This window comes from Bacillus sp. L75, assembly GCF_003676355.1.
Classification (GTDB): Bacteria; Bacillota; Bacilli; order Bacillales; family Bacillaceae; genus Bacillus; species Bacillus velezensis.
Genome location: NZ_ML064902.1, coordinates 434,882 through 458,719 on the forward strand (window position 1 = coordinate 434,882; position 23,838 = coordinate 458,719).

Annotated in this window: 26 protein-coding genes; 3 read left to right on the top strand and 23 right to left on the bottom strand. The window is 46.3% G+C overall.

The genetic code is table 11. The features are described from left to right. Positions 1–29: 29 nt before the first annotated feature. The 11 genes from spoVE to D5S11_RS05435 form a co-directional block, all read right to left on the bottom strand. Positions 30–1,130, bottom strand: coding sequence for a stage V sporulation protein E (gene spoVE / locus D5S11_RS05385; RefSeq protein WP_015239818.1), 1,101 nt, complete (start codon positions 1,128–1,130; stop codon positions 30–32). A gap of 58 nt (positions 1,131–1,188) precedes the next feature. After that, the gene (gene murD, locus D5S11_RS05390) at positions 1,189–2,544 is read right to left on the bottom strand and encodes a UDP-N-acetylmuramoyl-L-alanine--D-glutamate ligase (protein ID WP_044801393.1); all 1,356 of its coding nucleotides are present in this window, start codon (positions 2,542–2,544) and stop codon (positions 1,189–1,191) included. After that, complete coding sequence (gene mraY / locus D5S11_RS05395) at positions 2,545–3,519, bottom strand: phospho-N-acetylmuramoyl-pentapeptide-transferase (RefSeq protein WP_108724984.1); 975 nt, start codon at positions 3,517–3,519, stop codon at positions 2,545–2,547. 107 nt (positions 3,520–3,626) lie between these two features. Further along, positions 3,627–5,099: a UDP-N-acetylmuramoyl-L-alanyl-D-glutamate--2,6-diaminopimelate ligase gene (locus D5S11_RS05400; protein WP_003154436.1), complete on the bottom strand. Its 1,473-nt coding sequence runs from the start codon at positions 5,097–5,099 to the stop codon at positions 3,627–3,629. A 195-nt stretch (positions 5,100–5,294) separates the two neighbouring features. Next, entirely contained in the window at positions 5,295–7,214 is a 1,920-nt protein-coding gene (locus tag D5S11_RS05405) for a stage V sporulation protein D (protein WP_003154438.1), read from the bottom strand. Between the two features lie 113 nt (positions 7,215–7,327). Beyond that, the gene (gene pbpB / locus D5S11_RS05410) at positions 7,328–9,472 is read right to left on the bottom strand and encodes a penicillin-binding protein 2B (protein ID WP_108724985.1); all 2,145 of its coding nucleotides are present in this window, start codon (positions 9,470–9,472) and stop codon (positions 7,328–7,330) included. Between the two features lie 6 nt (positions 9,473–9,478). Next, entirely contained in the window at positions 9,479–9,832 is a 354-nt protein-coding gene (gene ftsL / locus D5S11_RS05415; protein ID WP_003154442.1) for a cell division protein FtsL, read from the bottom strand. Between the two features lie 39 nt (positions 9,833–9,871). Next, the gene (rsmH, locus tag D5S11_RS05420; RefSeq protein WP_053104356.1) at positions 9,872–10,807 is read right to left on the bottom strand and encodes a 16S rRNA (cytosine(1402)-N(4))-methyltransferase RsmH; all 936 of its coding nucleotides are present in this window, start codon (positions 10,805–10,807) and stop codon (positions 9,872–9,874) included. A 69-nt stretch (positions 10,808–10,876) separates the two neighbouring features. Further along, on the bottom strand, positions 10,877–11,308 hold the full coding sequence (mraZ, locus tag D5S11_RS05425) for a division/cell wall cluster transcriptional repressor MraZ (protein ID WP_007409703.1): 432 nt from the start codon (positions 11,306–11,308) through the stop codon (positions 10,877–10,879). 125 nt (positions 11,309–11,433) lie between these two features. Continuing rightward, positions 11,434–13,053: a bacillithiol biosynthesis cysteine-adding enzyme BshC gene (gene bshC / locus D5S11_RS05430; RefSeq protein WP_042635170.1), complete on the bottom strand. Its 1,620-nt coding sequence runs from the start codon at positions 13,051–13,053 to the stop codon at positions 11,434–11,436. An 86-nt stretch (positions 13,054–13,139) separates the two neighbouring features. Next, positions 13,140–14,021, bottom strand: a complete 882-nt coding sequence (locus D5S11_RS05435) for a 2-dehydropantoate 2-reductase (RefSeq protein WP_234418070.1) — start codon at positions 14,019–14,021, stop codon at positions 13,140–13,142. 162 nt (positions 14,022–14,183) lie between these two features. On the opposite strand from D5S11_RS05435, the gene D5S11_RS05440 reads away from it, so the two are divergent. Further along, a complete protein-coding gene (locus D5S11_RS05440) occupies positions 14,184–14,666 on the top strand; it encodes an N-acetyltransferase (protein WP_012117497.1) in 483 nt (160 codons plus the stop codon). 40 nt (positions 14,667–14,706) lie between these two features. On the opposite strand, the gene gerR is transcribed toward D5S11_RS05440, so the two are convergent. From gerR to D5S11_RS05455, 3 genes are all read right to left on the bottom strand, one after another. Continuing rightward, on the bottom strand, positions 14,707–15,282 hold the full coding sequence (gerR, locus tag D5S11_RS05445) for a sporulation-specific transcriptional regulator GerR (protein ID WP_020955780.1): 576 nt from the start codon (positions 15,280–15,282) through the stop codon (positions 14,707–14,709). A 157-nt stretch (positions 15,283–15,439) separates the two neighbouring features. Further along, positions 15,440–15,619: a 50S ribosomal protein L32 gene (gene rpmF / locus D5S11_RS05450; protein ID WP_003154457.1), complete on the bottom strand. Its 180-nt coding sequence runs from the start codon at positions 15,617–15,619 to the stop codon at positions 15,440–15,442. A gap of 21 nt (positions 15,620–15,640) precedes the next feature. Further along, on the bottom strand, positions 15,641–16,159 hold the full coding sequence (locus D5S11_RS05455; RefSeq protein ID WP_007409699.1) for a YceD family protein: 519 nt from the start codon (positions 16,157–16,159) through the stop codon (positions 15,641–15,643). A 208-nt stretch (positions 16,160–16,367) separates the two neighbouring features. Between D5S11_RS05455 and D5S11_RS05460 the strand changes: the two genes are divergently transcribed. Next, positions 16,368–17,615, top strand: coding sequence for a nucleotidyltransferase (locus D5S11_RS05460; protein ID WP_020955779.1), 1,248 nt, complete (start codon positions 16,368–16,370; stop codon positions 17,613–17,615). Between the two features lie 18 nt (positions 17,616–17,633). On the opposite strand, the gene D5S11_RS05465 is transcribed toward D5S11_RS05460, so the two are convergent. Then, positions 17,634–18,656 carry a SepM family pheromone-processing serine protease gene (locus tag D5S11_RS05465; protein ID WP_007409697.1) on the bottom strand — a complete coding sequence of 341 codons (1,023 nt, stop codon included), beginning with the start codon at positions 18,654–18,656 and terminating at the stop codon, positions 17,634–17,636. A gap of 5 nt (positions 18,657–18,661) precedes the next feature. Further along, positions 18,662–19,441 (bottom strand): patatin family protein, encoded by a 780-nt coding sequence (locus D5S11_RS05470; protein WP_007409696.1) that lies wholly within the window; start codon positions 19,439–19,441, stop codon positions 18,662–18,664. Between the two features lie 179 nt (positions 19,442–19,620). Here D5S11_RS05470 and ylbJ point away from each other — a divergent pair, with 179 nt between their 5' ends. After that, a complete protein-coding gene (ylbJ, locus tag D5S11_RS05475) occupies positions 19,621–20,847 on the top strand; it encodes a sporulation integral membrane protein YlbJ (protein WP_003154466.1) in 1,227 nt (408 codons plus the stop codon). Positions 20,848–20,865: 18 nt separating this feature from the next. Here ylbJ and coaD read toward each other — a convergent pair whose 3' ends face one another. The 7 genes from coaD to D5S11_RS05510 all read right to left on the bottom strand — a co-directional run bounded on the left by coaD (position 20,866) and on the right by D5S11_RS05510 (position 23,723). Continuing rightward, the gene (gene coaD, locus D5S11_RS05480; protein WP_007409694.1) at positions 20,866–21,348 is read right to left on the bottom strand and encodes a pantetheine-phosphate adenylyltransferase; all 483 of its coding nucleotides are present in this window, start codon (positions 21,346–21,348) and stop codon (positions 20,866–20,868) included. Positions 21,349–21,352: 4 nt separating this feature from the next. Further along, positions 21,353–21,907 (bottom strand): 16S rRNA (guanine(966)-N(2))-methyltransferase RsmD, encoded by a 555-nt coding sequence (rsmD, locus tag D5S11_RS05485; protein WP_007409693.1) that lies wholly within the window; start codon positions 21,905–21,907, stop codon positions 21,353–21,355. Further along, the gene (locus tag D5S11_RS05490) at positions 21,907–22,116 is read right to left on the bottom strand and encodes a hypothetical protein (RefSeq protein ID WP_007409692.1); all 210 of its coding nucleotides are present in this window, start codon (positions 22,114–22,116) and stop codon (positions 21,907–21,909) included. Before D5S11_RS05490 ends, rsmD begins: the two co-directional genes overlap by 1 nt. A 90-nt stretch (positions 22,117–22,206) precedes the next feature. Beyond that, positions 22,207–22,479 (bottom strand): YlbG family protein, encoded by a 273-nt coding sequence (locus D5S11_RS05495; RefSeq protein ID WP_014417705.1) that lies wholly within the window; start codon positions 22,477–22,479, stop codon positions 22,207–22,209. 58 nt (positions 22,480–22,537) lie between these two features. Continuing rightward, positions 22,538–22,987 carry a regulatory iron-sulfur-containing complex subunit RicF gene (gene ricF / locus D5S11_RS05500; protein ID WP_003154472.1) on the bottom strand — a complete coding sequence of 150 codons (450 nt, stop codon included), beginning with the start codon at positions 22,985–22,987 and terminating at the stop codon, positions 22,538–22,540. 70 nt (positions 22,988–23,057) lie between these two features. Continuing rightward, on the bottom strand, positions 23,058–23,297 hold the full coding sequence (locus tag D5S11_RS05505; RefSeq protein ID WP_003154475.1) for a YlbE-like family protein: 240 nt from the start codon (positions 23,295–23,297) through the stop codon (positions 23,058–23,060). Positions 23,298–23,312: 15 nt separating this feature from the next. Continuing rightward, positions 23,313–23,723, bottom strand: a complete 411-nt coding sequence (locus D5S11_RS05510) for a YlbD family protein (RefSeq protein WP_007409691.1) — start codon at positions 23,721–23,723, stop codon at positions 23,313–23,315. Positions 23,724–23,838 lie beyond the last annotated feature (115 nt).

The window sequence follows — 23,838 nt, forward strand, 5'->3', positions numbered from 1 at the left end:
AAATCATGAGTGATGAGGCAAGATACAGATCAATACCTCGAGTACCGGCTGACATTTAAAAGCACGCCGACCGCTGCGAGCATCAGCGTCAGTGATGAGCCTCCGTAGCTTAAAAACGGCAGCGTAATTCCTGTTACCGGGATCAGCCCCGTCACAACGCCGATATTAATCATGACTTGAATAGCTATCATAGAAATAATACCGATAGCGACAAAGCTTCCGTATAAATCCGGCGCGCCGAGGGCAATTCTGACGCCCCGCCATAATAAAATAGTGAACAGCAGCAATATGAGCGAACCGCCGATAAAGCCGAGTTCCTCAGATAAAATAGCAAAAATGAAATCGGTTTGCGGCTCCGGCAGGTAAAAAAACTTTTGCCGGCTTTGGCCGAGCCCCATCCCGAACAGTCCGCCCGGACCTACGGCATAGAGCGACTGAATGATCTGAAATCCGCTTCCAAGCGGATCCTCCCACGGGTTTAAGTAAGAGGTAATCCGTTTAATCCGATAAGGAGCGGACAGAACTAGTGCCGCAAATCCGCTTAAACCGATGAGTCCGAGGAACGCAAAATGAGCGATTCGCGCACCGGAAACAAAAATCATCACGATGCACGTGCCCACCATTACCGTCCCCGTTCCCAGGTCTGGCTGGCACATAATAATAATAAATGCAGAAAACACGATTCCGAGCGCGGGAACGAATCCGCGTCTGAATGACGTAATATTCTTCTGTTTTTCAGAAAGAAATTTAGCCAGAAACGCAATCATCGCGAGTTTCATAAACTCCGAAGGCTGAATGCTGAACGCTCCCACTCCGATCCAGCTTCTTGAACCGTTCCGCACCATTCCGACTCCCGGAATCAGCACAAGCACAAGCAGAAAAAAACATATGATCAGAAGCAGCTTCGACCATGTGCGCCATGTCCAATAATCCACATTCATAATGAAAAACATGGCAATGACGCCGATCCCCGCAAACAGCAGCTGCCGTTTCGCGAAGAAAAACGAGTCGTCAAATTTATAATCCGCCCATACCGCACTTGCACTGTAGACCATAATTAATCCTATTGTTAAAAGCAATAACGTAATGATAACTAATAACAAATCAGGCGCTGTTTTTTTAGTAGTCAAAGCAATCGACACCCCAAGCATAAGTCATTTAGGGCTGCCGATGAACAGAGACAAGCCCTTACTTAAGCATATGCACGGCATCTATAAACATGTCACCGCGTTCTTCAAATGTTTTGAACTGATCCCAGCTTGCACACGCGGGTGACAAGAGGATGACGTCTCCTTCATTTGAGAGCGCAAACGCCGCAGATACTGCTTGTTCAACATTATCGACACGTTTGACATGTTGTATTCCCAGCTCATTGCCCAGTTTTTCTATCTTCGGCGCTGTCTGTCCGAACGTCAGGACCGCTTTGACATTGTCCATATACGGTTTCAGGTCGTCAAAACCGTTGCCGCGGTCCAGTCCGCCTGCAAGCAGAATAACCGGTGCTTTGAACGCCGAGAGCGCTTTGCTTGTGGCCAAAATATTCGTCGCTTTGCTGTCATTATAAAATTTGCGATTCTGGATCGCAGTTACATACTGCAGACGGTGTTTGACACCGGTAAAGCTTGTCAGCACCTTCTGAATCGCTTTATTAGACGCGCCCGCCGTTTTTGCCGCGGCTACAGCGGCTAAAATATTTTCTAAATTGTGCGCGCCCGGCAGTACGATGTCATCAACAGGCAGAATCGCTTCATCGCCGAACATCAGCATTCCGTCTTTAATGAATGCGCCGCTTGACAGTTCCTGGTGGACTGAAAACGGAACGGTGCCGGCTTTTCCGCTTTCGGCAAGCCGCACGACTGTTTCATCGCTTTGATTGACGATGGCCGTATCACTCTCAAGCTGATGAAGATACACGTTCTGCTTGGCTTTTTCATAGTTTTCACGGCTGTGATGGTAATCCAAATGAGCGTCGAACACATTTAAAATCAGGCCGATTTCAGGTCTGAACGCATGAGTCCCCATAAGCTGGAACGAAGAAAGCTCTGTGACGATCCATTCATCACCGTCAGCATGATAAGCCACTTCACTGGCGACAGTGCCGATATTCCCTGCGATCAGCGCCTTTATCGAATCAGCTTTCAGCATTTCATAAATCAGGGTCGTCGTTGTTGTTTTCCCGTTTGAACCTGTAATGCCGATGAATTTTGCATTGGTGATATAATACGCAAGCTCGATTTCCGTCCAGACCGGGATGCCTCTTCTTTGCGCTTCCTCCACCATGATATTTTCATACGGGATTCCGGGATTTTTGATCAGAATGGTAATGTGATGCTGATCAAAAAGTGACGTCGGATGCTCACCGCAGATGACTTCAATTCCTCTTTCTGCAAGCCTTTGGGCAGGTTCGTTCTCTTCAAAGGCTTTTTGATCATTCACGACGACGTTAATGCCTTTTTCATGAAGAATCGACGCAGCCGCATATCCGCTTTTCGCCAGTCCGAGGACCAGAAAGTTTTGTTTTTGCAAAAAAAGTTCGTTTTCCACTTATAACCACACCTCGATGTAAATTCCTAAAACGGCAAGCAGCAGTCCCGCAGCCCAGAATGTGACGACAACTCTCCATTCAGACCATCCGACCAATTCGTAATGGTGGTGAAGCGGACTCATCTTAAAGATTCGTTTTCCTGTCGTTTTAAAGCTGATGACTTGTAAGATAACAGATAAGGTCTCAATAACAAATACTCCGCCGATAATGACGAGCAGAATTTCAAGCTTCGTCAGAATGGCAACGGTCACGATCGCTCCTCCGAGCGCAAGCGAACCGGTATCCCCCATAAATACCTTGGCGGGATGGGCGTTGAATACAAGAAAACCGAGAACGGCGCCGACAACGGCAACCGAGAAAATCGCAACGTCATATTGTGACTGGTTCCACGCAAGGATGGCGAAAGCGCCGAATGCGATAGCCGCGGTACCGGACAAGAGACCGTCCAGACCGTCTGTCAGGTTGACGGCATTTGAACCTCCGACAAGCATAAAGAGAACGAGGATAAAGTATCCCCAGCCGAGATCGATTGACAGATGTGTGCCCGGCACCCTGATGCCGGTTGAAAAATGGCAATAATGATATACTCCGTAAAATACAATGGCAATAATGATCTGGCCGATCAATTTCTGCTTCGACGTCAATCCGAGATTCCGTTTCATTACTACTTTAATATAGTCATCCAGAAAGCCGAGCAGGCCGTATCCGATCGTGACAAACAGCAGAAGAAACATTTCCGCGCTCAGATGCGAAAATTTCTGCGTCATGACAATCGCCGTAATGGCGATGGATACAATAATCATGACCCCGCCCATCGTCGGCGTCCCTGATTTTTTCATATGTGATTTCGGCCCCTCTTCCCTGATACTTTGGCCGAATTTTAAACGTCTTAAAAACGGGATAAGAATCGGAGATATCAGAACACTGATTAAAAATCCCATTATTATTGTAAATAAAATCACTTGCTCAAGCATTGCTCTTTTCTCCTCCCGTTTCGTTCAAACGACATACGTATTTATCATATTCACATTGTGTCCCCGTAATTCTTTTCATTTCCCTCATTCTAACACTCTTTCCTGTTTTACTTTTTATTCAGCTCAACAATAGCTCTTCCCGCTACTTCGGCGTCATCAAAGTCGAATGTTTCATTGCCGATCTGCTGATAGGTTTCATGCCCTTTCCCGGCAATCAGAACCACATCTCCCTTTTTCGCGTTGGCAATGGCAAAAAAGATAGCCTGCTCGCGGTTTGCGATACTGTGATAGTAAGTGCCTTCTACCCCTCTTTCCATATCTCTTAATATGGCCAGCGGGTCCTCGCTTCTCGGGTTATCTGAAGTGAAAATCGGTTCGTCGGCAATCCGCACCGCAATTTCCGCCATTTTCGGGCGTTTCGTTTTGTCCCGGTCACCGCCGCAGCCGACGACGACGAAAAGCTTGCCCTCTGTCATGTCTTTGCATGTATTCAGGACGTTTTCCAGACTGTCAGGCGTGTGCGCGTAATCGACGACTACAGGAAACGGCTGATTATGATTTACCAGTTCAAACCGGCCTCTGACACCTTGCAGCTCTTCAAGAGCGCTTGTGATCGTATCAAACGGCAGACCCGCTGCGATCGCTGTCGCCGCTGCAGCCAGTACGTTATACACGTTGAAGCGGCCGACGAGTGAAACTGTGATCTGCTTTGTTCCTTTTGGCGTAACAAGTTCAAAGCTTGTGCCTTGCGCAGAGATCTCGATTTGTTTCGCCATGACATCGGCATCATTCTCGATTCCGTATGTAAGGATGTGCGCCGCCGTCACTTTTTCAAAATAAGCACTGGCTTTGTCATCTGCGTTTAAAACGGCCCGCTTCGGCTTTTCGTGGTTAAAGGAGCCGCCCAGCTGGGAAAACAGGAGGCTTTTAGCCTGTCTGTAGTCTTCCATCGTCTTGTGATAATCTAAATGGTCCTGCGTCAGGTTCGTGAATACGGCGATATCATAATCGCAGCCGTGAACCCTGCCGAGTGACAGAGCGTGAGAAGACACTTCCATAATAGCTGTGTCAACATGCTCATCATTCATTTTCTTGAACGTTTTTTGCAGTGTGACGCTTTCGGGCGTTGTATTTTTGACCGGGAATGTCTCATCCCCGATTTTAATGTACATCGTTCCGATTAAACCGGTCTGTCTTCCCGCTTTTTTGAAAATCTCATCAACCATGTGCGTCGTTGATGTTTTGCCGTTTGTGCCGGTGATGCCGATAAGCTGAAGCTGCTTTGTCGGCTGCCCGTAAAACGCGTCAGAAAGAACGCTGAGCGCCCGCTGTGACCGGCGGACAATAATGACAGGAACATCGACGTCAAGCTCTTTCTCGGCAACGATGGCCGCTGCGCCGTTTTCTGCAGCTTTTTGGGCAAAATCATGTCCGTCTACCGTATACCCTTTTATACACACAAAAAGACTCCCTTTTCTCACTTCCCTGGAGTCCATCTCAATTGAAGTTATGTCAGGGTCATGAAAGTCATTTTGAACAGGTTCGGCCATTAAATATGTAAGCAGCTTTGTAAGTTTCATTGTATCAAACCTCTCAGAAATTCTATTCATTCTTTTATCATGATAACCGTTTATAAAAGTCAGAATGGCTTTTAAACATACAGTTCATATTTTAGCGTAAATAAAAGGATACATCCAGTTAATCTTAAAAGTTATCTTCTTTTTTTCTCTTTATGATAAGAGGCAGCCGAAAACAATCGGCTGCCTCAAAAAGACTCATTCTTCACTCAAGTAAACACGGATCTTTGAGCCTTCTTTTACTTTCGTTCCGGCTGCAGGTGATTGTTTCACAATTTTGCTTCCTTTTCCTGAGGAGTCAATATTCAAATTGACAAGCAGCGACTCAAGATCAGAGACAGACATCCCTACAACATTCGGAACCTCTATTGTTTTTGTGTCGTTCCATTGATATTTTTTCTCGATTTGATTTTTTCGCGGTTTCACGCCGAGCTCAGGCAGACTGTCTCTCATCATATTTCCGACAATCGGCGCGGCGACGGTTCCCCCGAATTGAATCGTGCCTTTCGGATTATCAACCGCGACATACACGACAAGGCTCGGGTCATCAGCCGGCGCAAAACCGATAAAGGAGACGATATGGTTGTTTTCGAGATATTTGCCGTCTTTGACCTTTTGTGCGGTACCTGTTTTTCCGCCGACGCGATATCCTTCCACAAAGGCATTCCGCCCCGTTCCCTGAGCGACGACGCTTTCTAAAGCATATCTGATCTGCTTTGACGTTTCCTGGGAAATAACTTGCCTTTTCGCAATCGGCGATTGTTTCTTAACGGTTTTTTTCGTAACGGGATCAACCCACTCTTTGGCGATAAATGGAGTATAAAGCGTTCCGCCGTTTATTGCTGCGGAAACGGCTGCCACCTGCTGAATCGGCGTGACGGAAACCCCTTGTCCGAAAGCGGTTGTCGCCTGTTCGACCGGGCCGACTCTGTCAAGCGGGAATAAGATCCCCGTTCCTTCCCCTTGCAGATCAATGCCTGTTTTCTTTCCAAAGCCGAAGTCCTTAATATATTGAAACAGCTTTTGTTTTCCGAGCCGTTCCCCCAGCTGTACAAACCCGGGGTTGCAGGAATTTTGAACGACTTCAAGATAAGATTGCGAACCGTGGCCGCCCTTTTTCCAGCATCGGAGGCGGGCGCCGTCGACCTCGGCAAATCCTTTGTCATAAAAGTGGTCTCTTTGCAAGTTTACTTTTTGCTCTTGAAGAGCCGCCGCAAGCGTAATAATCTTAAAGGTCGAACCCGGTTCATATGTGCTCCATACCGGCAGGTTCCGGTTGTAAACAGACGGATCCACCGATTGATAGTCAGCCGGATCAAAATCAGGACGGCTTGACATGCCGAGCACTTCCCCGTTTTTCGGATTCATTGCGACCGCAATCATTCCGTCCGGGTTATATTTCGCCGCTGCATTGTCGAGCTCTCTTTCTATAATCGTCTGAACCTTGGCGTCAATCGTCAGTTTCATATCAAGTCCGTCTTTCGGAGGGGTGTAATCATCCGCTTCATCAGGCATTTTCTTCCCCTTGGCATCCGTATAAAATTTCACGGATCCCTTTACACCTTTTAAGTCATCATCATAATAAGCCTCCAATCCGAGAAGGCCCTGGTTATCAATACCGGCAAAACCGAGAACATGGGACAAAAAGCTTCCGTACGGATAATGGCGGATGCTGTCTTCAGCCACATAAACCCCTTTTAAGTCGAGCGCTTTGATTTCTTTCGCTTTTTTATTGGAAATTTTCCGCCCCTCGGGTGAGATTTTTTCTATGGAGGTTTTCTTAGTAATGTGTTTGTAGACCTTCTCTTCCGACATATTTAAAACTGACGCGAGAAGCTTGCCCGTTTTTATGGGATTTTGGATCTGGCGCGGTACGACAAAGACGGTCGGCGCGCTTTTATTAGTAGCCAGCTTCACGCCGTTTCGGTCAAGAATCTCTCCCCGCTCAGGCTCAAACGGCAAATTTCGGCTCCAGGAATCCTTAGCCAGTGAAGTCAGCTTTTCTCCCATCACGAATTGGACATAGCCTAATCTGCTGTCAATGATCAAAAAAATGATTACGCCAAAAAGCAAAACCAGTAATAAACGTTTTCGAACCGTTACATTTGAAACGCGCAAGGGACCGTCCACTCCTTATTTAGGCTTGTTTCAATTTATGCCTCAGCTTGGACACATAGAACGGCGGCGCATAAAAAAGAAGCCCGCGGGCATCCGCGGACTTCTCTGTCCCGTTAATCAGGATTTTTAAATTTCACCTTGATCACGGTATTTTCTTTCAGTTCTTTGCCTTTTTTCACACTTTGGCTTGAAGCGTAACCTTCACCGCTCACATCGATGTGAATGCCTGATACTTTGCTGAATTGAAGCACTTCCCGTCTCGACCATCCGGACATATCCGGCATCGTCATCTTTCCGTCTGTTTTTAAGAAGATTTTCTGATTGGTGATCAGATCTTCTCCGGCTGTCGGATACTGCTCTTTTACGGCAACATCGCTGCCGATGACAATCGGTGTGAGATGTTCATTTTTCGCTTCCTTCTCAGCGCTCTTGACCGTCTTATCTGTCAGGTCAGGCATCTTTTGGCTTTTCGTTTCTTCCTGACCGGAATCTGTTTTTTCCGTCGGTTCGATATTCATGTAGTGAAGGCTGTTTTTCATCGTCGGGTTAAAGATTTCCGCGACAGGATCAGAGCTGCTTTGCCCCGCTTTTAATTGCGGCTGCTGCACGGCTACATAGATGACGAGCTTAGGATCATTTTTCGGCGCCATGCCCATGAATGAAAACACATAGTTGCTCGTTCCTCTTAAATATCCGCCCGTCCCGGCAATTTGTGCGGTTCCCGTTTTACCCGCGACGTCAAATCCTTCAATTTTATAAGGTTTTCCCGTTCCGATGTCTGACGTCACGACTTCTCCGAGCAGATTCCGGACTTTTTTCGCCGTATCGGCTGAAATCGGCGTGCCTGCTTGCTCTGGTTTTGTCTGCTTGACGACTTTTTTCGTATCGGGGTCGACAATATGATCAATGACGTAAGGTTTCATCATTTTGCCGTTATTGGCAATCGCCGTGACGGCCTGAAGCTGCTGGATCGGCGTTATCGCCGATGCTTGGCCGTAAGCCGTAGACGCTTTGTCAAAATCATATTTGTAGTTAATTTTACTTGATACTTCACCGGGCAGATCAACCCCTGTTTTTTGATAGAGCCCGAATTTGTGCAGGTACTCATTAAACCGGTCAAACCCCAGTTTTTCGTTGGCCAGTTTGGCAAAAGCAACATTGGATGACCTCATAAGGCCGTCATGGAAGCTTGTCATGCCCCAGCCGGCGCCATCGTTCCAATCTTTAACAGGTCCGCCTCCCACTTTATATGTTCCTGATTTATATTTCTCGTTTGCGGAAAACACATTTTCCTGAATCGCCGCAGCAAGCGTAAAGATCTTCATCGTTGAACCCGGTTCATACGCGTACGACACTAAGTCGTTGTAATAATTGGTGACGTTTCTGATATTCGGGTCAAAACTCGGACGCTGCCCCATCGCAAGCACTTTGCCTGTTTTCGGTTCTACGACAGCCGCCATAATTTTTTTCGGTTTATATTTTTCCGCTACTTTCGTCATGCTGTCTTCTAAAAAGGTTTGAATTTTCTGATCAATGGTTAAATATACATTGTCACCGTTTTTAGGTGCGGTGATTTTTTCTTTGCTGTTCGGAAGTTTCCAGCCGGATTTATCACTTTCGTAAGTGACGGATCCGTCGCGTTCCGTCAGATAGTTGTTCAGTATTTTTTCAAGCCCTAAAGAGCCTTGTATCTCGTTTGTTTTTTCATTCACATCGGCATAGCCGAGAACATTTGACAAAAATACACCGTTCGGATAGTAACGCTTCGTATCTCTTAAGAAAGAAATACCCGGAAGATTCATTTTTTCGATCTTTTGTTTTTTCGCATAAGAGATATCGCGGCCGGCTGAACCGAATTCCACCTGCTTCGCGCCATCCCTGTTTAAGATGTCCAGAATCTCGCTTTTATCAAGATTGATAACGGTCGCCAGTTTTTCCGCCGTTTTCTCTTTGTCTTTGACATGCTGAGGATGCTTCTTGTCGGTCGTCATCTTTTTATCAAGCACGGCAATGAGCTTATATGTCGCCGTGTCCTCTGCAAGCACTTTACCGTTCCGGTCAAGAATAGAGCCGCGGCTCGCTTCTATCGTCCGCTTTTTTTCGTGCTGCTCGGTCGCTTTTGTTGCAAGTTCTACACCGTTTGCTTTACCGGTTAATTGAATGTACGCCATTCTCCCGAGAATGACAAAGAAAAAGAGAGCGAAACAAATACTGAGTATCGCTGCTCCTCTGTTCATAAACTTATTTTTTTTCGGCATGGGTTATCATTCCTGTATGTTTTTCACTTTTTTATCTTTCAGATTCAAACCGTGCTTTTTGGCGATATCCATCAGGCGCTGCGGCTGGCTTAAGTCAGCAGCCGTCTTTTCGAGATCACCGATCTGCTTATTCTTCTCAGATACTTTCTCCTCCAGTTTTTGCACCTCAATATTGGATTGGTACGCCGCGTATGCCTTTGATACGATAAACATTGATGTGGAGAGAACGGCAATGGCAAACAGGACGAGCAGCACCTTTTCCCCGAGTGTAATGGAAGCCCTCTTTTTGACAATCACCTTTTTTTCGGGACTTATCACTGGCCGTTGTTGTTTTTCCTGCTGGTAAGCTAAGTTGCTCATAGGCTGATGACCTCCTTTAATGTTGTCATTTGCTGCCCGTTATTTTCGTTTCTCCGCAATGCGGAGCTTCGCTGACCGGGCGCGGTTATTTTCTTCAAGCTCCTCTTTTGATGCCGTAATGGGCTTTCTTGTAATCAGCTTTAATTCCGGTTCAAATTCTTCCGGTATCACAGGAAGACCCGGAGGCAGTTCGGGAAGTGATGATTTTTCCTTGAATGTCGTCTTGCACATTCTGTCTTCCAGCGAGTGAAAAGTGATCACAGACACCCTTCCGCCCGGCTTCAGCACCTCTATCGCTTGCAAGAGGGCCTCTTCAAATACTTGAAGCTCGTCGTTTACGGCGATTCGTATGGCTTGGAATACACGTTTGGCCGGATGACCTCCGCTTCTTCTTGCCGGAGCCGGTATTGCGTCCTTTATTAGATCGACCAGTTGGCCGGTTGTTTGAATAGGCGATTTTTCTCTTGCCTCTTCAATTTTTCGGGCGATCTGCTTGCTGAATTTTTCTTCTCCGTATTTAAAGAAAATCCTCACAAGGTCCTCATACCGCCATTCATTTACGACTTCTTTCGCCGTAAGGGCGGCCGACTGGTCCATCCTCATGTCCAGCGGTGCGTCATGATGATAGCTGAATCCCCGTTCCGGTGTATCAAGCTGCGGAGAGGATACTCCTAAATCAAATAAAATTCCGTCAACACTCGTAATGCCGTGTTCATGTAAACACTCTTTTAAATAACGAAAGTTGCTTTTCACCAGAATGAGCTGTCCTTTGTATTCGGACAATGTTTTCTTTGCGTTTTCAAGCGCCGTGTCATCTTGGTCAAAGGCGATCAAGCGTCCTTTTTCCGATAATTGCTGCAATAAATATGTACTGTGCCCGGCGCCGCCAAGGGTGCAGTCCACATAGGTTCCGCCCGGTTTGATATTTAAACCGTCGACGGTTTCACGAAGAAGTACTGTCTTATGCTGAAACATTTGTGTCGGTCCCACCTTTATCAGGAATGAATTGAATTGTCAGTTGTTGTTGTGATGCACGAAGATCCATTATATATCAAATCCAATCATGTTTTCAGCAATTTCAGCGAATGAATCTTCTTGCTCTTCTGTGTATTGTTCCCATATTACCTTACTCCACAATTCAATTCGATTGGAAACCCCGATGACAACACATTCTTTTTCCAGTTTTGCGTAATTCAGAAGAGATGACGCAATATTAACCCTTCCCTGCTTGTCCAGTTCGCATTCGGTCGCACCGGAAAAAAAGAATCGGGTAAATGCGCGGGCGTCTTTTTTGGTGAGCGGCAGAGCCTTCAGCTTTTCTTCAATCAGCTTCCATTCATTCATCGGATAGCCGAAAAGGCATTGGTCCAGTCCTCTGGTCAGCACAAACTGCTCACCGAGGCCTTCTCTGAATTTTGCGGGTACGATCATGCGGCCCTTTGCATCAACAGTATGCCGGTATTCACCCATAAACATGATAAGGACCCCCACTTTCTCCCCTAAACTCACCACTATCCGCCACTTCTCTCCACAACCTCATTTTACACTGTTTACACATAAAAAAAAACCCTGAACTATTCAGGGTTCTTTAAAACTTTATTTCAAAGTTTGACAATCTGATGTTGGTTTTGAAAAGAAAATGGCAGATGTTTGAAGGTTGTGAAGAATTTTGGACCGTAGCGGTTCAGATAATACATCACATTCCAAATCCGTTCCTGCGGAGCGCCGAGCGGTCTGATGCTGTTTTGGATTCTTTCATAGTCACGCAGCACAAAGCCTTCTTTTTCTTCAATTCTTTTCATTACCGTCCGTTCTAAAAACAAGAGCTGATCTTGAATGAAGGCGGCATTCTTCTGTAAGAGCGGCTCAAGGCTTGAATCGACCTTCAGCGCTTCGTCCCTTGCGCGTTTATGGACAGCTTCAATCTGCGACTTCGCCTGTTCCATTACAGAAGAAAACTCTTCCGGAATCTGCTCTTCAAAATAAGTGTCTTTCAGGTGTCCGGTGCCGTGTTCGATCGCTTCCTGAAGCGGGATATTCCGTTCTGAAAGCTTCTTTTCAATATGGCGCTCTAAAATCGTAATGTTCAGTCTCGGCACTACCGGCGTCATGCGAAAGCCCATTAATGAGAAAGCCCGCTTCAGCTCACCCCAATAATTGATCTCCCCCGGTCCCGCGATAAACGCCAGAGTCGGGATGAGAAACTCCTGCATGAGCGGCCTTGTCACAACGTTATTGCTGAAACATTCCGGTTTTTCTTCCATATGGGTATGAAGCTCGTCGTTCGTCCACTTCAGGTCAAGCTCCTTAATGACAAAAACGCCGTTTTCTTTTTCAATTAAGAAACGCTCTCCCTCATGTTCGTAAAACAGATTGGCCTGATCTTTGTCCGATTCAATAATCGGGTGATAACCGGCTTCCCGCATAAAACGCTGCTGGTCTGACACGGCTTTGGCAAGCTCATGATTGTGTTTTAAAATCTGCTGAAACATACCTGTTTCCAGCTTTTTAATCCCCGGATCTCCCGAATTCATCAGAATAAGGCCTTCTTCTTGAAACAAGTCGGCGATCAACAGCTCAAAAAAGTCCGTGAATGTCTCTGATGAGCGTAAACATCGCTTCACGTTTTGAAGGAGTGCGTTTGTGTGATCCGTCTCCTCAAAAGCAGCGAACACTTCATCAATCCAAGCCGCGCATTTTTCCTGATCAAGCTCGGTTTTAGCCGCCGATGTTTTTTTCCAGTACGACTGCGGCAGTTTCTGTTTCACCGGACCTTTATTCTCTGTTGACGTGTGCACAAAATTGATTTCTTCCAGATCGTGATCTTCACCCGCCACCCAGAAAATCGGAACGACAGGAATCTGCAACGCCTCTTCCTGCTGTCTGGCAAGTACGATAATGGAGATAATTTTATGTATGGTGTAAAGAGGCCCCGTTAAAAGACCGGCCTGCTGGCCGCCTACTACCGCTGCGCTTTTTGGATCTCTCAGTTTTTCGATGGAGGCCTGCATGGCGGCGGAGTGAAATTTTTCGTGATAGGAGGATAAATAATCCGCTAATTCCTCTCTGGCAAACGGCCGCGAAGACAGGTCATGAAGCCGCTTTTGCCATACGTCCTCTGAATGAATATCATAATCAAAAAATGAAGACATGTTTTCTCCATCTATATAGTGCTGCACAAACTTATTTTGACTTTTGATGGAAAGTTCAGTTAGCTGCATCTGTCTGGAACTTCCTTTCTCCAATAAATAGTTAGGTTTCCGAAATGAGTATAGCATGTTACCGGAAAACCTCAAAAGACTTTGTTTCAGTTTCTTTCTAACGCTTTTATGCTGCGGTGTAAAAACGCGAGATGAACGGCCGGCAATCCGCGGCTTTCCGCTTCTTTTACAAGGTAGCCGATAATCGCATCGGCCTCTGTCCGCCTGCCTGCCATGATATCGACGAGCATGGAAGAATGATTTTTTTCCGTCAGTCTGCAAACTTCGCAAACCTTGTTCCACGCTTTTTCTCTATCGGCGAGGCCAAGTATTGTCTCCGCTTCTTCAAACACGTTTCTCATATACTTTTTGTAAGCGTCATTTCTTAACAGCTCTCCGTTTTTCACGCGCAGCAATGCAGTTAACGGGTTGATGCATACATTTATGATCAGTTTTCCCGTTAAAAGCCGATACCAGTCGTTTTCATCATATACGGGAAAATCCCGGTGCATGCCGGAAAAGATGCTTTTGAGCGTTTCCGGCCGGGATGCGCTGAATACACTCCATCTTACGGCTCCCGCTCCCGTATGTTCAACGGCATGATCTGATATCTTTTTTGCTCCGTGCTCAACAGTGCCGACATAAAGCGAATGATCCGTATGCCAATCTTTAATGTCGTGTATGTGTCCCATGCCGTTTTGCAAAAACAGCACATTCGTCCCTTTTATCGTCTCAAGATCCCGCAACACAGCACTTAGCTGGTGCTGTTTAACGGCTGCGATTAAGAGGTCGAATCCGGAAATGATGCCTGTTTGCGCTCTGCATGCCGCCGTACATTCTATTCCGTCTTTCAAAAGCCGTATACCGCCTGAGTTAATCGCATCAGCCTGCTCCGTCCGCCGCGTAATGACCGTTACCTGATGGCGGGACGATAAGTAGTAAGCACATAAAAGGCCTACCGCTCCGCCGCCGATAATTCCGATTTTCACACTGTCACACCCTATATCTGCATTTTTCCATATTATCATAGCAGAAGCCGCCGCAAATTACTTCAATTTCGTTTTGAGCAAAAAGACTGGCAAGCATATTATAGTTGGAATTTTCAATTAAAGCGTTTACAATAATGGTAGAACACAACAAAGGGGGAGTTTGTGTTGAAAATAGAGCGACTGCTCATCAACTTTAAGACACTCGAAGAATTTAAAAGGTTTAAGGAATACGGGATGCAGGAGCTGTCGATGCTTGAAGATCTTCAGGATAATATCATTGAAAATGACAGCACCTCGCCTTTTTACGGGATTTACTTCGGGGATAAACTAGTGGCGAGAATGAGTTTATATCAGGTAAACGGAGGCACGAATCCGTATTTTGATCAGCGTCAGGACTTTTTGGAACTTTGGAAGCTTGAGGTTCTTCCGGGCTATCAAAACAACGGATACGGAAAAGCGCTTGTTGATTTTGCAAAATCCTTCAGAATGCCGATCAGGACGAATTCACGCATGAAATCAGCAGATTTCTGGGATAAGATGAATTTTGAGCCCGTTAAATATGATATGGCGCGTGATAAAGGAGAAAATCCTTATATCTGGCATCCCGATATGGACGGTGAAATGACATCCGGAGAAACGGCATAATAAAAAACCGGCCGGGCCGCCGCCCCCAGGCCGGTTCATTTTACAGGCTCTGCGCCGATTTTCTGTCGTCTTCTTTTGAATTGACCATCCTTCTCGCTCTGTCCATAATGTCAATTAACGCTTTATAATCTTCTTCCGTCATCTCCAGCTTGTTTCTCAAGCTTTCATTTTCCTCACGCAGATCCTCGACTTCTTTTTGCAGCGCGGTCAGCTGTTCTGTGAGTTTTTCTTTTTCATGACGCACATCCGCTGCGGCTGGCGACTCTTTAAATTGCTGCAGAAACAAAATGACATCATCAATGGACAGCTCTTTTTCTCCTTCCGCCCTGCGGATCGGAGACTGTTTGACGGTTCCCGGCAGATTGGCGGAATGCACCCCGATCTGCTTTCTTAATTCCTTCCGCTGTTTTTTCGCCAGTTCTATCCCTGACTGATATTGTTTTCTGACATAAGAATTCCATCTGAACCCGCAGGCGGCAGCCGTTCTCGTCAGCGCTCTGCCGACTTCTTCAAAAGCGGAAAGCTGGGTCCCGCCTTCCCGAATATGCCTGAGCACCACTTCTGCCAGCAGCAAATCTTCATCTTGCGTCCACGCGTCTTGTCTCGTTATCGTCAATCGTATCTCCCTCCATATTTGCTCATTTACCTCATACATATGCCGCTGATAGATTAGATAGACTACTGGGGCTCACAATTTTTTCGGCGGGAGCAGGCTGGAGGGGCAAAAAAAAGAAAAGCGCAGGAACCGAGATTCCCGCGCTTTTCTTCATACATTAATTGCTTTTAACATTTATGTCTTTGCCGTTGTATGATCCGCATGCTTTACATACACGGTGAGACAATTTCATCTCTCCGCATGACGGGCATTCTGTCATACCAGGTACATTTAGTTTGAAATGTGTACGGCGCAATCTTTTTTTCATTTTAGAAGTTCTTCTAAAAGGTACAGCCATTATTCCCACCTCCTTAAAGAGTTAAGATTCATCATCTTGTGTTAAGAGCTTTTTCAGATCCGCAAGTCTGGGGTCGATTTGATTTTTCTTGTCTTCCTCAGAAATCACTTGCCAATCTTTCCCCACTTGGGGAGCGGCTCCTTCTTTTTGTTCAGTTTCACAAAAGACTTGCATAGGAATTTCTAAAAGAATCTCTTCTTTTATGATCGGAGTTAAGTCGACGGTATCGTCTTCAGCAAAATGAACGTCCTCATCTTCTATATCATCCGACTTATGAAATCTAAACAGTTCTTTTGTCGCGATTGTAAATGGATACGGCACATCAACTAAAGTTCTTGAGCACGGCAAAACCATTTCGCCTGAAATCGTAAAGTCAAACGAAACTTGCTTGGATTCAATCTCCGCGCGGCCCTTCACCCGGACGGGAGAAATGCGGCGGATGTCAGAATTCAATTTTGTCAGCTCATTTAACTCAACTGTTTCATCAAATTCAAAGCTCTTTTTCGCCATTTGATGAAGCTGATAAATCGTCCATTTCATTTGTATCACCTCAGGAAAGCAACAAACATGATTATAGCTTTTCAGAATGTTTTTGTCAATATTTTTTCTTTACAGCATAATGCCGCCGTCATGCAATCGTTGACAGCCGGATAGGCTATGCATACACTAAACGAAACGGACTAAAATATGCACTTCATTTGCAAATGTACCACACGAAGCAAAACATAGCAAGAAAGGCGGGACAAATATGAAAGCAGTCGGCCTGGTTGTTGAATATAATCCCTTTCATAACGGACACCGCTATCATGCGGAACAAGCAAAAATCAAAACGGACAGCAGCGTCGCGGCGGCGGTGATGAGCGGCCCTTTTTTGCAGCGCGGGGAACCGGCCGCCGTCTCAAAGTGGGGCCGGACAAAAATGGCGCTGGAAAACGGCGTGGATATCGTCATTGAGCTCCCTTATATATATGCCGTACAAAAAGCGGAATTATTCGCGCGCGGCAGCGTTTCGCTTCTTCATCATTTAGGATGCAGCAGCTTGTTTTTCGGCAGCGAAAACGGGCGGATCGAACCCTTTATTGAAGCGTCTGAAGCGTTCAGCCGAAAGGAAGATGACTGCAGCCTGATTCTGAAAGAGGAGCTGAAAAAGGGTCTCAGCTATCCGGCCGCCGCCTCAAAAGCTTTTTCACACATATTCAAAGGGCGGGACATGCTCGATTTGTCCAAGCCGAACAATATTCTCGGTTTTCACTACGTTAGAGCGATACACACCTCCGGTTCCGCTATGAAGCCTTATACGACAGCCAGAATCGCTTCCCAATATCATGACGCCGAGCTTCCCGGAGATAACAGCCGGATAGCCAGCGCAACAAGCATCCGGAAAGCGCTGATAGAAAAAGGAACGGCGGCCGTAAGGAGCTTTCTCCCGGAAGCGTCTGCGCGTGAGCTGGAGGCATACAGAAATTCATACGGCATATGGCACAGCACGGAAGACTATTTTTCATATGTAAAATACAGCCTCAGCACTCTTTCCGCTGAAGAATTGAGCCGAATCTATGAAGTGGAAGAAGGCCTTGAGCACAGAATTCTGCGCACCATCAGACAAGCCCGATCCTATCGCGAAATGATGGAACGATTGAAAACAAAACGATACACGTGGACGAGGCTGCAGCGGATGAACACGCACATTCTGACACGGACGAAAAAAGAAGACATGCATCGGCTCTTGCAGCCTTCAAGCGCTCCTTATATCCGTCTTCTCGGAATGACGAAAAAAGGACAGGCGTACCTGTCGGCAAAGAAAAAAGAGCTTACCGCACCTCTCGTCAGCAAGCTCTCTTCTTTCTCTCATCCCGCTCTGGATCTGGACATACTGGCGGGACGGGTTTACAGCCTGCCGATAAACGAACCTGAACGCACATTGTTTGAGAAACAGGAATTTTCACAAGCGCCGATCCGCTATGATGAAGACGAAAAGTGTTTTTTGAATGCGTAAAAAAAGCACCTGTCTGTATCAGGTGCTTTTTACTTTCAGCTGATCCAAATAGTCAAGTGCGTCCTGCATGGTGTCGACAGGGACGATTTTCATATCGGACTTGATTGCTTTCGCCGTTTTTACCGCATTTTTGTAATCAGAATTTTCAGCTCCGTTTTGATTCGGCGCAAAGAAAATATCTTTTCCCGCTTTGTCTGCGGCGACGACTTTCTGATCGATTCCGCCGATCGGTCCGACTTTGCCGTCCACGTCGATTGTCCCTGTTCCGGCTATATTATAGCCTTTTGTTTCGTCAGGTTTTGTCAGCTGGTTGTAAATTTCTAAAGACATCATGAGACCCGCAGAAGGCCCGCCGATGTTTTCAATGCTGAAATGAAGATCCGGCTTCACTTTCACGTTCCGGTCCGTATATAATGCGACACCGATTCCCGCTCTTTTCGGGTCGTCCGGGAATGATTTCAGCACAATGTCAACGGTCTTTTCTTTCGTGTCCCGTTCAATGTGAAACGTTACTTTTTCCCCCGCTTTTTTGCTGCTGATATAATCAATCAGCTTTTCAGCGGATTCGTATGTTTTCCCGTCCGCGCTGATGATTTTATCACCGACCTCTATTTTTCCTTTTGCCGGCATGTCAGAGACGACTGAACTGGCATAAATGCCGTTAAATGAGTATTTCACCTGTTTCCCGGCTTTTTGATAAGCGGCAATGACCGCGTTTTCTTGGGAGCTTTTCATCATTTGCAGCTGGCGCTTCATATAATCCGAGTCCGATTCGCCCTCTTCTTTTATGCTTTCATCAGGGACGATTTCTTCGTAAGGATGCACTTTCGCCCAAAGATATGTATACGGATTGGCGGGGCCTACTTTGACAGTCATCAAGGAAAGGCTTCCTTTTTCAGGATAGCCTCCGTCCACCTTAATCAGCGGTCTCAGCTCTGATGCTTCTCCCGGCTGTGTGATGTAATACGGAAGCTTAATAAATGTAACAGCGATTAATAAGATCAGGATGATAAACACCCAGCGAAAATGTTTTGCTTTCATATGAGTTAGCCCTCCCAGTTCTCTATTTCTTGTTTAATCCGGCCGATCATCCGGTCTGCGGCTTCTTCGCCCGCTGTGATCATATGATCAATGTTGGCAAAAGAACTTGAGCTGAATGATTCAAGAGAAGGGCGGATCATGACGTCTGCGGCAATGGTCTGGTGACGGACCAATTCATTTTGCAGTATATCCATACTTTGCATGATTACATCAAAAATATGTGCCGCCTTTTCCGTTTTTTTCACCCGGGATACGTCAGAGGCGATGACGATATCAGCACCCATATCTTTTACGGCGGAAACCGGGATTCTGTCGACCACCGCGCCGTCGACTAACATACGTCCGTTCATTTTTTGCGGGACGAAAACGCCCGGTATGCTGATGCTCGCGCGGACGGCTTCGGACACTGAACCTTTCGTAAAAACGAGTTTTTCGCCGGTCTGAAGGTCGCAGGCCACGATGCCGAGCGGGATCCGCAGTTCTTCTATCGGCTTGCCGTACGTATAGGCATGAACGAGCTGCCTGATGCGGTCTCCTTTTAAAAATCCGAGCTTCGGCATCGTATAATCCGCGTACAGCCGCCGCTTAAATGCTTTAGCGACTTTTTTCATCGTGGCCACGTCATGCCCGGCCGCATAAAAGCTTCCGACTAATGCTCCCATGCTGCTGCCGGCAATCATATCAATTGGAATCTGATGCTTATGTAAACTGGATAACACTCCGAGATGAGCGATGCCTCTTGCCCCTCCCGAACCTAACGCTAACCCGATTGTAGGTTTGGCCAACGCGACGAACCCCCTAATAGACATCCTATACATGAATTCTATGGTCTAAATTGAACCCCTATGCTCGTATATTAGTACAGGATGACAAATAGGTACTTGCCCGGCCGCCTTTAAGGTCTGTTCTATATTTTATCATGATATAAATGTCAGTGTGCAATTTTAGCATCGGGGAGGTAAGAATGAATTTGTCTAAGTTTCATACATTTTTGATTTCATTGTTTTTCATTTTTTTGACGGCTACGGTTATTTCACACCCTCAGGCCTCATTCGAAGCCTCCAAAACCGGTCTTTCCATGTGGTGGGAGGTAGTTTTTCCTTCATTGCTTCCGTTTTTTATTCTATCTGAGCTTTTAATCGGATTCGGCATTGTCAAGTTTGTCGGCCTTTTACTCGAACCCTTTATGCGTCCCATTTTCAGAGTGCCGGGGGTCGGCGGATTTGTACTGGCTATGGGCATGGCTTCAGGCAATCCGGCCGGCGCGAAGCTGACTGCACGGCTGCGCCAGGATAAACAAATCTCCAGAGTAGAGGCTGAACGCCTCGTCTCTTTTACCAATTCATCCAATCCGTTATTTATATTCGCTGCTGTGGCAGTCGGCTTTTTTCATAACGCGTCTCTCGGCATTCTGCTGGCATCGGCTCACTATCTCGGAAACATCGCCGTCGGCCTGACGATGCGTTCATACGGACGGAAAGAAGAAGCGGCGTATACCGGTAAAAAGACGATCGCTCTCCCTTCTCTGAAGGAAGCATTTCTGGCCCTCCACAAGGCGCGGCTTTCGGAAAAACGGCCGCTCGGAAAAATTTTGGGCGACGCCGTCACCTCTTCTGTACAAACCTTGCTGATGGTGGGCGGTTTTATTATATTGTTTTCGGTTTTCAGCCGGTTATTATCAATCGTACAAGTCATGGATGTGCTTTCTGTATTTACAAACGCGCTGCTTTCGCTTTTTCATCTTCCGGCAAATCTGGACATCCCTCTTATCAGCGGAATGTTTGAAATTACACTTGGGAGCAAGCTGGTCAGTGAAGCTGATGCCGCCTTGCTGCCGAAAGCCATGATTGTGAGTTTTATTCTCGGGTTCAGCGGCCTTTCCGTACAGGCCCAGGTAGCCGGCATTTTATCGGAAACAGATATCCGCTTTAAACCGTTTTTCGCGGCGCGTATCCTTCAGGGCATTTATGCCGCACTCTTTATTCTCTTACTGTGGAAGCCGCTTTACCTTGCGTTGGACGAACCTTACCAGTCCGTATTCCTCCCTTTCCGCGATCAGGACGCAGGATCTGCTGCCGTCAGCGGCTGGAATACACTTGTTGAAACCGGTCCCGCCATCACGCTGACAGCTCTCGCCGTATACGCATTGATTTATTGTTACAGGCTGTCAGCACGGACAAAAAAAGGATGAGACGCCAATCAGCGCTTCTCATCCTTTAAATTTCTGCATCAGCGCCTGTTCAACTTCCGGAGGAACAAACTCTGAAACAGGCCCGTTATATTTTGCGACTTCTTTTACGATGCTTGAACTTAAAAAAGAGTACTGATTGTTCGTCATCATAAAAAAAGTTTCTATTGATTCGTCGAGCACGCGGTTGACGGAAGTCCCCTGCATCTCATATTCGAAGTCAGAAACGGCTCTGAGCCCCCTGATAATCGCCTTCGCCCGCTTTTTTTTCGCATAGTCGATTAACAGTCCCTGTGACGTCTCGACCGTAACATTCGGTATGTCTTTTGTCACTTCTCTTAACAGCTCACATCGTTCCTCAACTGTAAACAGCGGCTGCTTAGAAGAATTATTGAGCACGCATACGTACACCTGCTCAAACACGTTTGCCCCCCGTCTGATAATGTCCAGATGTCCGTAGGTAACGGGATCAAAACTTCCGGGACATACAGCTATACTTGCCACATCATTACCCCCTATTTCGGTATATCGTCACTCCTGTAAGCCCGTAAATTTCCCTTCTTGTTACAGAAAGCGCGCCGACGGCTTCAGGAAGCGCAACGGCTTTATCATGCTCGGCTACGACAAAACCGTCTTCATTCAGCATGTTCTGCTCATCAATCATTTCGATAAGCGCTTTCAGCTTTTGTTCCTTATACGGAGGATCTAAGAAAATTCCGTCAAAACCTTTTTCCCGTTTCGCCGCGGCATAGAGGGCCCGCTCTGCATCATTGCGGTATACTTCCGCTGAAGACAGCAGATCAAGCGCTTTGATATTCGCTTTTACCGTTTGGATGGCTTTGAAATCACGATCCACAAAGATACAGCGGTCAAATCCGCGCGACAGCGCTTCAATCCCGAGACCGCCGCTCCCCGCAAACAAATCCAGCCCCGTTCCTCCGTCAAAATACGGGCCGATCATATTAAAAATAGACTCTTTTACTTTATCCGTCGTCGGCCTTGTTGATGTGCCCGGCACAGCCTTTAAGGCTCGTCCTTTTCTTGAACCGGAAATTACTCTCATTATTCACACCACTTTTTCTGAAAACTTTGATGTTTCTCATCGGCTGAGCCGTTATGTATCAAAACAATCCCTATCTTATCATAAAGCATTCTTTCAAACAATGAACGTGAAAAACGTGTATACATATTCACATTCCTGTCAAGACTACGTGTAACAGCATCAATGAATGATGTTGTTGCCAACCGCGGAGAAGACTTACGTTTCCCCATAAGTTCTTCCTCCGGTTTCTCCTCTCCCTTTTCCTTCTCCTTAACTTGTTAAGGAATAGAAGGACCCCGCAGGTATCTGCGGGGATTTTTTTATATGCCGATTTTATAATCGTACTCTTTCGCTTTATCAAGCTTTGATTCAAATTCCAGCTTTAAAAAAGGTTTATAAGAAGGCTCTACCTTCTTCACATATGAATAAGAAGAAATCTTTTCCATTGTTTTTTCGATTAGGTCCATATCGCAATACAGCACAACGTATTTCAGCCGCTTGGAAACATAATGAACGTTGCCGAATTTTCTCAGCATTTTGCTGTGTTTTAAGGAATGCAGATATACGATTATGCCTTGGCGCTTATTTTCCATCATGATCACCCGCCTGACTTTCTGTTCATTTTATGTAAAAGACGAGACGGTCGTCTCGTCAGGAAACTTTGCATCCGCAGCCGCCGCCGGAACCGCACCCGCCGCCGCAGGATGACAGGCCGTCAAAATAAGGATTCCCCGTCGGAACTTTTACATGCTCCGAGACGGCCGTTCCGAGTTCAATGCTGATCTCGTCAAGCAGCGACTGAAGCTCAGTCTCCGCTTTTTTAAATTCGGCCACCTTATCGTTTAAATCCAGTTCCCGTTTCATTTCTCTCATTTTGCGGGAAATCTCTCTATAATCAGGATGGTATTTGCCAAAGCGCTGCACATCCTCATACTGCTCTTTAACGCTCATAAAAGAACGAATGATCCGCCCTGCCTCTTCATCTTCACGGAGACGCTTGTAACAATCGCGGTAATTTTCAGCCGTCTCAGACTGCAGAATCATGCCGGCAAGCTGCTCCGCTTCACTTTGAAGCTTGACGGACTCAATTGTTGCATACATAAATACGCACCTCCAGTTGCTAGTTTACCATGAAACCACCCAATTGGAAAATGCGGCGTTTAAACGCTTTTTAATCCTGTGAACGCATGGCGTGAACCATCTGCATCATCATCTGCGCCATTTGAATCCCGTTTGAGAATTGGCTTACCCGATGCGGTATCGTCTTTTCATAAAAATTCATCATGTCAAGCTGAAAGGAATTGAGATCGTCCGGTTTTCTCGCAAGTCTGCGGTACCAGACGGGACGCTGCCGTATAAACCGTTTCCGTTCCTCATCTGCGGATATGAATTCCTGAACCTCTTTTCGCATACACGATCCCCTTCTTTAATCCTTTCTGAACGAAAAAGGATGTTGTCCGGAGCCTTGCCGGGGCTGCTTCGTGCTGCTCCCCGAAAATTGGCTTAAAAGGCTTTGCAATGATGAAATGGATTGGCTCATTTTATTGATCTGCTCATTCATTTGGTTGATATCCATCTTTTTGACGGCAGTGACCATTTTTGAAACGAAATCGTTTTTTTCAGCTGGTTCCTGTTTGGTTTCCGCGTCGGAAGAAGGCTGAACGGCCTCGTCTTTAAAAGGGTCCCATATCGGATCATCCTCGCCCAGAAGAACCCAATTTTCATAGACTTCCTGCCAGCTTCTTTGTTCCTTGCGAACATTTTGGATCAGTTTGGGATGCTTTTTTACGAATTGTTTAAAATCATCGATTGATTGCCGTGATTGCTGATTCGCCACAATTCTCACCCCCTCCGAAAAGTTTTGCCTGCTATAATGTATCGGTTCATGCGCCTTAATGTTCGCCTAAATTGAGAAAAAAAGCAGGTATATATAAAAATTGTTTTTTTCGCCA

What these genes read in the sequence shown, in the direction of transcription:
- mraY (WP_108724984.1), bottom strand. Translation starts at nt 3,519, where the DNA reads ATGCTTGAGCAAGTGATTTTATTTACAATAATAATGGGATTTTTAATC.
- D5S11_RS05400 (WP_003154436.1), bottom strand. Translation starts at nt 5,099, where the DNA reads ATGAAACTTACAAAGCTGCTTACATATTTAATGGCCGAACCTGTTCAA.
- pbpB (WP_108724985.1), bottom strand. Translation starts at nt 9,472, where the DNA reads ATGCCGAAAAAAAATAAGTTTATGAACAGAGGAGCAGCGATACTCAGT.
- ftsL (WP_003154442.1), bottom strand. Translation starts at nt 9,832, where the DNA reads ATGAGCAACTTAGCTTACCAGCAGGAAAAACAACAACGGCCAGTGATA.
- rsmH (WP_053104356.1), bottom strand. Translation starts at nt 10,807, where the DNA reads ATGTTTCAGCATAAGACAGTACTTCTTCGTGAAACCGTCGACGGTTTA.
- mraZ (WP_007409703.1), bottom strand. Translation starts at nt 11,308, where the DNA reads ATGTTTATGGGTGAATACCGGCATACTGTTGATGCAAAGGGCCGCATG.
- bshC (WP_042635170.1), bottom strand. Translation starts at nt 13,053, where the DNA reads ATGCAGCTAACTGAACTTTCCATCAAAAGTCAAAATAAGTTTGTGCAG.
- rpmF (WP_003154457.1), bottom strand. Translation starts at nt 15,619, where the DNA reads ATGGCTGTACCTTTTAGAAGAACTTCTAAAATGAAAAAAAGATTGCGC.
- D5S11_RS05455 (WP_007409699.1), bottom strand. Translation starts at nt 16,159, where the DNA reads ATGAAATGGACGATTTATCAGCTTCATCAAATGGCGAAAAAGAGCTTT.
- D5S11_RS05460 (WP_020955779.1), top strand. Translation starts at nt 16,368, where the DNA reads ATGAAAGCAGTCGGCCTGGTTGTTGAATATAATCCCTTTCATAACGGA.
- D5S11_RS05465 (WP_007409697.1), bottom strand. Translation starts at nt 18,656, where the DNA reads ATGAAAGCAAAACATTTTCGCTGGGTGTTTATCATCCTGATCTTATTA.
- ylbJ (WP_003154466.1), top strand. Translation starts at nt 19,621, where the DNA reads ATGAATTTGTCTAAGTTTCATACATTTTTGATTTCATTGTTTTTCATT.
- rsmD (WP_007409693.1), bottom strand. Translation starts at nt 21,907, where the DNA reads ATGAGAGTAATTTCCGGTTCAAGAAAAGGACGAGCCTTAAAGGCTGTG.
- D5S11_RS05490 (WP_007409692.1), bottom strand. Translation starts at nt 22,116, where the DNA reads ATGGGGAAACGTAAGTCTTCTCCGCGGTTGGCAACAACATCATTCATT.
- D5S11_RS05495 (WP_014417705.1), bottom strand. Translation starts at nt 22,479, where the DNA reads ATGGAAAATAAGCGCCAAGGCATAATCGTATATCTGCATTCCTTAAAA.
- ricF (WP_003154472.1), bottom strand. Translation starts at nt 22,987, where the DNA reads ATGTATGCAACAATTGAGTCCGTCAAGCTTCAAAGTGAAGCGGAGCAG.
- D5S11_RS05505 (WP_003154475.1), bottom strand. Translation starts at nt 23,297, where the DNA reads ATGCGAAAAGAGGTTCAGGAATTCATATCCGCAGATGAGGAACGGAAA.